Source organism: Asticcacaulis sp., from assembly GCF_020217185.1.
Lineage (GTDB): Bacteria > Pseudomonadota > Alphaproteobacteria > Caulobacterales > Caulobacteraceae > Asticcacaulis.
This window is the reverse complement of record NZ_JAIWNX010000052.1, coordinates 1-10,000: the sequence shown is the minus strand read 5'-3', so window position 1 is coordinate 10,000 and position 10,000 is coordinate 1. Positions and strand designations below refer to the sequence as shown.

Genomic DNA, 10,000 nt, shown 5'->3' with positions numbered 1-10,000 from the left:
GTCGCGCCGGTCGAAACGCCGCCGATCCGCTTTCAGCCGGTCGCTGAGACGCCCGCGGATGAGGCCGATATCGTTGTCGGCTATGAGGTTAATGACGCCATTTCGCGCATGGTCATGGCCTATTACCAATTGTCGTTTGCCATGGCGCAGGCCTATGTCAACTGGCTGCGCACCCTGATGCAGGCGGCGTCGTGGAACCGGCTGGGCCTCTATGTGCCGCTGAATGCCTTTATTTCGCGCGGCTGAACGGGACTTTAAGCGTCAGATTGGTCGCCCGCGCTCAAAGAGCGAAGCGTTAGCGCAACAAAAGAGCGGCGACCTAAGCCTTGCGTTTAAAAGGTACTTTAAGCGTTAAATAGGTCGCCGCCCGCCACAGCCATTCCAGCGGGCCATAGTGGAAATGGCGGAACCACAGGTGCGCCAGACCCATCTGTGCCGCAAAGGCAACGAGGCCGAGAAGAACCGCTTCCGACTGGCTCATCGTGGCGTGCAGCCCCAGACCGAAGCTGTAGAAGACCGGCACGAAGACCAGTGACTGCCCCACGTAAAGGCTGAGCGTCATGCGGCCGGGGGCAGCAAAGGCGTTCAGCCCGCGATGCAACGGGCCGTAATAGAGACTGAGGAACCCGAACATCAGGGTCAGCATGATGCTGAGGTCGGTCAGGCTGGACCAGATGCCGGACCACAGGGCATTGGGCATACGCGATGCCTCAGTCGCCGGGATCAGGCCGCTGATCAGGCCCTGACTGTGCCACAGAATAAGGGCGGCGATCAGCGACAGGACAAGACCGATCAGGCGCACCCGCCCGAAGCGTTCCGGCTGACTGAAAAAGCCGATGCGCCCCAGACAGAGCCCGATCAGGGACAGGCCCAGTATCTGGCTCAGGCGGCCGGACTCGTACATGAACATCCACTTGAACGGATGGCCGTCCACCCAGTTCTGACGCACGGTCTCAAGGAGGCTCTTGCCGGTCAGATAGGCTTCGGGGATCGTGCCGCCCCAATAACCGAACGGGCGATTAGCCCAGTCGGCCCCGTTCAGCGCGGCCCCCAGTTGAATCCACATCAAAGGCTGGAGCAGGCAGATCACGCCGATGGTGGCGATCAGAGCGGTGGATTTCAGTCGATAGAAGGGGACCAGCAGCACGCCCATGAGCGCCAGAACCTCCAGTATATCGCCGCGATACCACAGGCCGTGCAACAGGCCGATGATCAGCAGGACCGCCAGCCGCCACAGAAAGCGTCCGGTGAAATCGACACCCTTACGCGCCGAATTGTCCATGATGATGAAGAAGGAGACGCCGAAGCACAGGGCCATCAGCGCAAAGGCCTTACCGCCAAACAGGGTGAAGATGACGTTGTGCCACAGAAGCTGCGCCGGGTCAGTGACCGGATGCGCCCAGTACAGTTCGAACAGTTCCGGCATATGCACCATGAACAGACCAAACAGCGCAAAACCGCGCAGGGCATCCAGCCCCTCCAGACGCTGCGGCGTCGAAGGGACACTCTTGGGGGTGGCCATACTGTTTCTCCCTGAATGGCCCGCTCTGTGGTCGGGCCTTATCGCGAGACTATAGACAACGTTATCAGGGGCTGGCAAGCGCGCCCTGCGCGTGCAGAATCTCATGGAAAATCTGTCAAAAAGGCTTATAGGGGGCGGATGAAAAGACACTCCGATAAAACCCGCGGCCACAAGGCCGAGGCTCAGGGACCCAGCCAGCGCCAGTTGCGCGCCGGCGAACTGGTCCGTCACGCGCTGGTGGAAATCCTGCGCGAAGAAGAACTGCACGACGAGGCCCTGCAGGGGGTTTCGATCACCATTACCGAAGTCCGCTGTTCACCGGACCTGCGCCACGCCACGGTGTTTGTGGAACCGCTGGGGGCTGGCCTGGGCGGCGTGACCATCTCTAAGGACAAGATCGCCCCGGCGATAGAGGCGCTGAACCGTCACGCCAAGTTCCTGCGCGGGATTCTGGGGCGCATGATCGACATGAAGTTCACGCCGGACCTGCGCTTCCTGCATGACGAAAGCTTCAATGAGGCGGCGCGTATCGACGCCCTGTTTATGCGTCCGGACGTGGCCAGAGACCTCAGAAACGATCCGCGTCCTGAGGATGAGGACGAGGACTAACCTTGGCACGTAAGAAAAAAGGTGATCTGGTCAATGGCTGGGTCTGTCTGGACAAGCCCGTAGGGATGGGCTCGACTCAGGCCGTCAGCTTCGTGCGACGTCTGTTCAACGCGCAAAAGGCCGGGCACGCCGGTACGCTGGACCCGATGGCGTCGGGCATCCTGCCCATTGCTCTGGGTGAGGCGACTAAGACCGTCCCCTACCTGATGGAAGCGGACAAGGTCTATCGTTTCACCGTCCGCTGGGGGCAGCGCACAGCCAGCTACGACCTCGAAGGCGACATCCTCGAACAGGACGATCTGCGCCCGACCGAGGCGGAAATCCGCGACGTCCTGCCGCAGTTCATCGGCGAGATCGAACAGGCTCCACCCGCCTTTTCGGCGATCAAGGTCGATGGGCAGCGCGCCTATGATCTGGCACGCGAAGGCGTGGAGGTCGAGCTGGAGGCGCGGCCGGTGGTCGTGCACGACCTGACGCTGGAGCGTATTCTTTCCGCCGATGAGGCCGAATTCCTGCTTCATTGCGGCAAGGGCACCTATGTGCGGGCCATTGCGCGCGACCTCGCGCTGGAGCTGGGCGTGCTGGGCGTTGTCAGTGCGCTGCGCCGTGAGCGCGTCGGCGGCTTCGACATTAATTTGTCCGCAGGGGTGGAAAAGTTAGAGGATTTGAGGCATAGAGACGCCGCTTTGGACGCTTTGCTTCCCGTAGAGACGGCGCTGGACGACATCCCGGCCCTGCCTGTGACGGAAGACGAGGCCACAAGGCTCAAACAGGGTCGCGAAATCCCCCTGTCCTTCTCCCGCACGCAAACGGCGGAAGACGCTCTGAAAATCCGGTCACAATCGGGAAAATCGGAGCACGGGCGTACCCTTTGGGCGCACCGGGACGGAGACATCGTTGCCCTGGGCGAATTGCGTCTGGGGCAATTTTACCCCACACGCCTTATCAACCTGTAACCCTGCGGACCTTGTCCGTGAAAGGAGACCCCGATGTCGATCACGCTTGAGCGTAAAGCTGAACTGATCAAGACCCACGCCCGTTCGGAGAACGATACGGGTGGGTCCGAAGTGCAAATCGCTATCCTGTCGGAGCGCATTGCCAACCTGACCGAGCACTTCAAGACGCACAAGAAGGACAACCACTCCCGTCGTGGCCTTCTGAAGCTGGTGTCGCAACGCCGCCGCCTGCTGGACTACCTCAAGGCCACCGACACCGCCCGTTACACGGCGATCGTCGAGACCCTGGGTCTGCGTCGCTAAGACTATCTCTCAGGGCCTGACGCAACGTCAGGCCCTGATTGTATTCAAGCGCGTGCCGAAACGTGCCAAGCGGTTTTCGGACTCACAGGCGCGACAAGGTAAAGGCATAGAGCCGGGTTTCACCATCGGAAGGAAACCGGCTCTATGGATACCCGGAACGCGGACCGGGCACACAAATTCGCGTGACGGTCCCATCAAATCGGGACACTACTCATCTGCCGGACGATACGGCAGATATTTTCGGGAAGGGATTCGCCCTTTCTTACACCGGGTCGCCGCCCAGTCAGGCCGCCACCCTTCAGCCACCCCGTCAGGAATGGGCCTGCCGGGTGACAGAAAGACACACATGTTTGACATCAAAAGAAAAACCATCGAGTGGGCCGGGCGCAAACTGACGCTCGAAACCGGCCGTATCGCCCGTCAGGCGGACGCCGCCGTGCTGGCCACCTACGGTGAAACCACCGTGCTGGCGACCGTGGTTTATGCCCGCGCGCCGAAGCCGGGTCAGGACTTCTTCCCCCTGACGGTCAACTATCAGGAAAAGACCTTCGCCGCCGGTAAGATTCCGGGCGGCTACTTCAAGCGTGAAGGTCGCCCCAGCGAAAAAGAAACGCTCGTTTCGCGCCTGATCGACCGTCCGATCCGCCCCCTGTTCGTCAAGGGTTTCAAGAACGAAGTTCAGGTCGTCGTGACCGTGCTGTCGCACGACATGGAAAACGATCCGGACATCCTCGGCATGGTCGCCGCCTCTGCGGCTCTGACCCTGTCGGGCGTGCCCTTCATGGGTCCCATCGGTGGTGCCCGCGTCGGCGTCATCAATGACGAATATGTCCTGAACCCGACTCTGGATCAGATGAAGGAAAGCGCGCTCGACCTCGTGGTCGCCGGTACGCAGGACGCCCTGATGATGGTCGAGTCCGAAGCGCAGGAACTGTCGGAAGACAAGATGCTGGGCGCGCTGATGTTCGCCCATGCCGGTATGCAGCCGGTTATCGATGCCATCATCGAGCTGGCTGAACACGCCGCCAAGGAGCCCTTCGAATTCGAAGCCGAAGACTTCTCGGACGTCGTGGCCAAGATCAAGGAACTGGTCGGCCCGGACATCATCGCCGCCTATGCCCATAAGGGCAAGCACGAGCGTCACGCCGCCGTTGGCGAAGCCAAGAAGAAGGCCGCGGCCGTTCTGGTGAAGTCCGAAGAGAACCCGGAAGGCGTCGAAGCTGCCGTCTTCGGTTCGGCCTTCAAGGAATGCGAAGCCGACGTCCTGCGTCGTGACATCATCGACCACGGCAAGCGCGTGGACGGTCGTGCCGTCGATAAGGTCCGTCAGATCGTGTCGGAAGTCGGCGTCCTGCCGCGCACCCACGGTTCGGCCCTGTTCACCCGTGGTGAAACTCAGGCCTTGGTCGTGGCCACGCTGGGTACCGGCGAAGACGAGCAGTTCATCGATGCGCTGGAAGGTACCTATAAGGAACGCTTCCTGCTGCACTACAACTTCCCTCCGTACTCGGTGGGTGAAGCGGGCCGCATGGGTTCGCCGGGCCGCCGCGAAATCGGCCACGGCAAGCTGGCATGGCGTGCCATCCGCCCGATGCTGCCGTCGGCGGAAGAATTCCCCTATACCCTGCGCGTTGTTTCCGAGATCACCGAGTCGAACGGCTCGTCCTCGATGGCCACTGTCTGCGGCACCTCGCTGTCGCTGATGGACGCCGGCGTGCCGCTGAAGCGTCCGGTATCGGGTATCGCCATGGGCCTGATCCTCGAAAAGGACGGCTATGCGGTTCTGTCGGATATTCTGGGTGACGAAGATCACCTGGGCGACATGGACTTCAAGGTGGCCGGTACGGAGCTGGGTATCACCTCGCTGCAAATGGACATCAAGGTTCCGGGCATCACCGAAGAGATCATGACCAAGGCGCTGCGTCAGGCCAATGAAGGCCGTCTGCACATCCTCGGTGAAATGAACAAGGCCATTTCGGGTGCCCGCGAAGAGCTGGGTGAATTTGCGCCGAAGATCGAGACGATCAAGATCGCAACCGACAAGATCCGCGAAGTCATCGGGTCGGGCGGCAAGGTCATCCGCGAAATCGTGGAAAAGACCGGTGCTAAGATCGACATCGGCGAAGACGGCACCATCAAGATCGCCGCTTCGGAACAGTCGAAGATCGACGCCGCCCGCGACTGGATCAAGTCCATCGCTTCGGAGCCGGAAATCGGTGCCATCTATAAGGGCAAGGTCGTGAAGGTCGTCGATTTCGGCGCGTTCGTGAACTTCTTTGGCGCCAAGGACGGCCTCGTCCACATCTCGCAGATCAAGAACGAAAAGGTCGCCAAGACCTCGGACGTCCTGAGCGAAGGCGACGAAGTGAAGGTGAAGTTCCTGGGCTTTGATGATCGCGGCAAGACCAAGCTGTCGATGAAGGTCGTCGATCAGGAAACCGGCGAAGACCTCACCGAAAAGCTGGCCGCCGAAAAGGCCGCCCGTGACGAGGCCCGTGCGGCTTCGGGTGAAGCACCGGAAGCCGATGGCGATGAAGGTGGCGAAGAGCGTTCGGGCGGCGACCGTCCGCGCCGCTCGCGTCGTCCCAGAAGAGACTAGGCGCGCCGCGACTAACGCTTGTGTTCCGGGGTGAAGGGATCCATGACCCCTTCATCTTTTAAGCCTATAAAAAGGCGGTCCCTTTTGGGGCCGTCTTTTTTATGGGTCCAAGGTGAGGGGCCACAGGCCCCTCGACCCCATGACCGCAAAGCGTTAAAGCTTTCCGATGCACACACTCAGCGACCAAATCTTTGACCGTGGCGCGATCCTGCTTCTGGCCAACAAGGGTGAGCCGGTGCGGCTGGTCGGTTGTGAGGCCGAGGGGTTGGACCTCAGCGATTTTATTCTGAACGGCTGGGTGTTCGAAGACTGCATCCTGCGCAAGACCAAGTTTCGCGGGGCGAAGCTGGAGCAGGCGCAATTTATTTCCTGCAAGGGCGGGCAGGCCGATTTTACCTCCGCCGATCTGACCGAGGCGCAGTTCACGGCTTGCGATTTCAACAACACCCCGTTCAAGGGGGCTGGCCTCGCGCAGGCGCGTTTTCTGCGCTGCAAGCTGACCGGGGCCGATTTCAGCCATAGCCGCAATATGGACGTCAGCTTTGAGGATTGCCGACTTAATGACGCGCGGCTGAAGAATTTTGCCTTTGTCAAACAGACGCTGAAATCGCTCGATCTGACCAATGCCGATCTGCAAGGCTGCGATTTCCGGCAGGCGGTGTTCGAAGAATGCAGCCTGCGCGATGCCCTGCTCGATCATGCGCGCTTTGAAGGGGCGGATCTGCGCGGAACGGATATCGGCGGTGTGCGTCTTGAGGATGCGCGCCGTTTCAAAGGGGCGACCATTTCGCGCTCTCAGGCCGCAGAACTCCTTTCGGAACTGGGACTTAAGGTGCGATAACATTTCGCACGCGCAACAAACGCCACAAAATTACCCAAAATTACAAACGTTTAACGGGTCATATCTGCAAAATAATGTATGGAGAAAGCAACGGGGGTGCGCCATCGCGTCGTATAAGGACGGCGGACCTGCCCGCCCATACATTTTCTCAGAGCACCCACATGTCCTCTTCCAAACGCCTCGCCGGCACCAGCCTGTCCGTCCTAGCCTCACTTTTGCTGGTGTCCGCCGCGGCGGCACAGACCACCACCGCCCCCGCTGAAAAGCCTGCCGAGCAGAAGACACCCGAAAAGACGCCTGAAAAGGCTGACGAGCCGACCACCATCACCGTTACCGGCGCGAAGTCGCAGAACCGTATCGACCGTCAGGTCTATGATAATACCAAAAATGCCGACGCGGCCATTGGTACGGCGGCGGACACGCTGAACAAGGTGCCGGGCGTCACGGTCGATGCCAACGGCAATGTCGCTTTGCGCGGCAATACCAATGTGCAGGTCTATATCGACGGCAAGCCCTCGGCCATGATGCAGGGCGACAACCGCGCCGGGGCCATTCAGGCCATGTCAGGCGGTGATATTTCCTCCGTCGAAGTGATGAACAATCCGGGTGCGCAGTTTTCGTCCGAAGGCACGGGCGGCATCATCAATCTGGTGATGCGCAAGAACCGCCGTCCGGGCGGCTTCGGCTCGGCGAATGTCGCTGTGGGCGATGGTCGCTACAATGGCGGCGTCAACGGCAGCTATACGGTGGGCAAGATTTCGCTGAATGGCGGCATCAACTACCGCGACGAAAGCGGCACAGGCCGCACGACGCGCCGCCTGATCAATCGTGATGCCAATGGCAATATCGTTTCGCGCACCGACTCCAATGGCGAAGGTACCGGCGGTTTCACCAACTTCGCCCTCAATGGCGGTATCGACTATAATCTGGACGACACCAACACCCTGAGCGCGCAGGTGACCTATAACAAGCGGGAATTCACCAGCGAAGGCACCGGCGTTTCGGCGACCTATAATGCGCTTGGGGCCGCGACTCAGCGCTATATCAACCAGTCGCGCTCCAAAAACCCGGGCTCAGACCAAAGCCTGGCCCTGACCTGGAGCCATACGGGCAACCTGCCGGGTGAAACCCTGAAGGCCGATCTGCGCATCAGCCGTTCGACGGGCGGCAGCGAATACGTCAATATCAATAATTTCACCCTGCCGACCGTATCGACGACCACCGACACCAAGATTTCGTCGCGCGCGCTGAGCAGCGCCGTATTCAGCATCGACTATAACCGCCCGGTCGGCACGGATCAGCTGACCACGGGTATTCAGATCACGCGCGACGACAATACGGTCAGCAATGAATCGACCGGTATCGGGGCGGATGGCCTTGGCAACACCCTGCTGTCCAACAGCTTCCAGTACAAGCAAACCATCAGTGCGGCCTATGCCACCTATCAGAAGCCGTTTGGCGAAAAGTGGGTGGTTCTGGGCGGCGTGCGCGTCGAAAACCTCGACCTCGACACCTTGCTGGCGAATACGGGTACGCGCACCAGCATCAACTACACCAAGGTCAGCCCCAGCTTCTTCGCCACCTACCTGCTGTCGGATACGGCCAAGCTGCGCTTCTCCTACGCGCGTCGTTTGCAACGTCCGAACCCGCAGGCGCTCAATGCGGCGATCACCTATGTCGATGCGCAGAACGTCAGTCAGGGCAACCCGAACCTCAAGCCGCAGGAAACGGACTCGTTCGAAGTGGGTTATGAGGTGACCAAGCCCAAGATCAACTATCAGATCCGTGGCTATTACCGCGAAAACAACGACGTCATCACGCAGACGAGCCGCTTCCTGACGGGCAATGTGCTGCTGACGACGCAGGAAAACGGCGGGTCGAGCACGGCGGGCGGCGTCGAAGTCAATATCAATGGTCAGCTGACGCCAAAGCTGAACCTGTCTCTGGGTGGCGATGTTGCGCGCACCGAACTGACCACGCCGGCCAATGGCACGCAGGAAGCGGATTCGGTCAATGGCCGTATGAACTTCACCTACACCCTGACGCCGAAAGACACGCTTCAGGCCTTCTTCTTCGCGCGCGGCAAGACCCTGACCGGGCAGGGCTATACCGAGCCGTTCGGTATGGGGAACATCACCTACGCCCGCAAGCTGACGCCGAAAGCCACCCTGACGGTGACGGTGCGCGATCCGCTGAACACGGGCAAGTCGGTGAGCTATACCGACACCAAGACCGTCTATTCGGAATCGAGCCGCAGCCAGCAGGCCAGTGTGTTCTACGTCGGTCTGCGCTACACCTTTGGCGGCCCGGCTCCGGCCAATGCGCAGCAAAACCAGATGCGCATGATGGGCGGCCCCGGCATGGGCCCGCGTCCGGGTGGGATGTAAAAGGGGTCGAGGGGCTGCGGCCCCTCGACCTTGGAACAACAAGAAAGGGCGACCCCTTTTACGGGATCGCCCTTTCTTGTTGTTATAGAAGACGAAGGGGTCACGACCCCTTCACCCCAATACGATCGGCGTTACTTCGGCACCACGCGCACAATGCGGCCTTCGGCATTGTCAAAGGCCGCATAGAGCGCACCGTCCGGCCCCTGCACCACGTCGCGGATGCGTTCCATGAAGTTGGTGAGCAGCTTTTCCTCCTTCACCACCTTGCCGTTTTCCAGCGTAATCATGCCGAGATATTTGAACTTCAAAGAGGCGACGAACACCTTGCCCTGCCACTGTTTATACGGCCCGTTGTAGAAGACCATATTGCCGGGGGCCATCGACGGGGTCCAGTAATAGAGCGGCTGTTCCAGCCCCTCCTTTGCCGTCTGACCGATCTTGCCGCCACCATATTCTTCACCATAGGTGATCAGCGGCCAGCCATAGTTCTTGCCCGGCTTGACGATGTTGATTTCGTCACCGCCCTGCGGACCGTGCTCATTGGTCCACAGATCGCCGGTTTCCGGGTGCACAAAGGCCCCCTGCTGATTGCGGTGCCCAAGGCTCCAGATTTCCGGTTTGGCTCCGGCCGTCTTCACAAACGGATTGTCGTCGGGGATCGAGCCGTCCGGGCGGATGCGCAGCGTCTTACCGATCGTGGTATCGAGCCGCTGCACCAGAGGCCGCTGATTGGCGCGATCACCGACGGTGATAAACAGGTATTGCCCGTCTTTCGAAAAGACG

The 10,000-nt window shown here is 60.3% G+C and carries 9 protein-coding genes; 7 read left to right on the top strand and 2 right to left on the bottom strand.

Annotated features, from left to right (window positions below):
- Window positions 1-246 (top strand): hypothetical protein (locus LDL37_RS02495; protein WP_290793857.1); only part of this gene is annotated, 246 nt, incomplete at its 5' end.
- A gap of 73 nt (window positions 247-319) precedes the next feature.
- Here the strand turns inward: LDL37_RS02495 and LDL37_RS02490 are convergent.
- Complete coding sequence (locus LDL37_RS02490) at window positions 320-1,522, bottom strand: DUF418 domain-containing protein (protein WP_290793854.1); 1,203 nt, start codon at window positions 1,520-1,522, stop codon at window positions 320-322.
- A 138-nt stretch (window positions 1,523-1,660) separates the two neighbouring features.
- Between LDL37_RS02490 and rbfA the strand changes: the two genes are divergently transcribed.
- The 6 genes from rbfA (at window position 1,661) to LDL37_RS02460 (ending at window position 9,217) form a co-directional block, all read left to right on the top strand.
- Entirely contained in the window at window positions 1,661-2,131 is a 471-nt protein-coding gene (gene rbfA, locus LDL37_RS02485; RefSeq protein WP_126422088.1) for a 30S ribosome-binding factor RbfA, read from the top strand.
- Window positions 2,132-2,133: 2 nt separating this feature from the next.
- Window positions 2,134-3,087, top strand: coding sequence for a tRNA pseudouridine(55) synthase TruB (gene truB / locus LDL37_RS02480; protein ID WP_290793849.1), 954 nt, complete (start codon window positions 2,134-2,136; stop codon window positions 3,085-3,087).
- A gap of 33 nt (window positions 3,088-3,120) precedes the next feature.
- A complete protein-coding gene (rpsO, locus tag LDL37_RS02475) occupies window positions 3,121-3,390 on the top strand; it encodes a 30S ribosomal protein S15 (RefSeq protein ID WP_013477720.1) in 270 nt (89 codons plus the stop codon).
- A gap of 346 nt (window positions 3,391-3,736) precedes the next feature.
- A complete protein-coding gene (gene pnp, locus LDL37_RS02470; protein WP_290793819.1) occupies window positions 3,737-5,989 on the top strand; it encodes a polyribonucleotide nucleotidyltransferase in 2,253 nt (750 codons plus the stop codon).
- Between the two features lie 166 nt (window positions 5,990-6,155).
- Window positions 6,156-6,830: a pentapeptide repeat-containing protein gene (locus LDL37_RS02465; protein ID WP_290793816.1), complete on the top strand. Its 675-nt coding sequence runs from the start codon at window positions 6,156-6,158 to the stop codon at window positions 6,828-6,830.
- 161 nt (window positions 6,831-6,991) lie between these two features.
- Complete coding sequence (locus LDL37_RS02460; RefSeq protein ID WP_290793813.1) at window positions 6,992-9,217, top strand: TonB-dependent receptor; 2,226 nt, start codon at window positions 6,992-6,994, stop codon at window positions 9,215-9,217.
- A 131-nt stretch (window positions 9,218-9,348) separates the two neighbouring features.
- On the opposite strand, the gene LDL37_RS02455 is transcribed toward LDL37_RS02460, so the two are convergent.
- On the bottom strand, window positions 9,349-10,000 hold a 652-nt coding region (locus LDL37_RS02455; RefSeq protein WP_290793810.1), incomplete at its 5' end, for a PQQ-dependent sugar dehydrogenase.

Bases quoted from the DNA above. Each gene is read 5' to 3' on its own strand.
- LDL37_RS02490 (WP_290793854.1), bottom strand. From the start codon at position 1,522: ATGGCCACCCCCAAGAGTGTCCCTTCGACGCCGCAGCGTCTGGAGGGG.
- rbfA (WP_126422088.1), top strand. From the start codon at position 1,661: ATGAAAAGACACTCCGATAAAACCCGCGGCCACAAGGCCGAGGCTCAG.
- rpsO (WP_013477720.1), top strand. From the start codon at position 3,121: ATGTCGATCACGCTTGAGCGTAAAGCTGAACTGATCAAGACCCACGCC.
- pnp (WP_290793819.1), top strand. From the start codon at position 3,737: ATGTTTGACATCAAAAGAAAAACCATCGAGTGGGCCGGGCGCAAACTG.
- LDL37_RS02465 (WP_290793816.1), top strand. From the start codon at position 6,156: ATGCACACACTCAGCGACCAAATCTTTGACCGTGGCGCGATCCTGCTT.
- LDL37_RS02460 (WP_290793813.1), top strand. From the start codon at position 6,992: ATGTCCTCTTCCAAACGCCTCGCCGGCACCAGCCTGTCCGTCCTAGCC.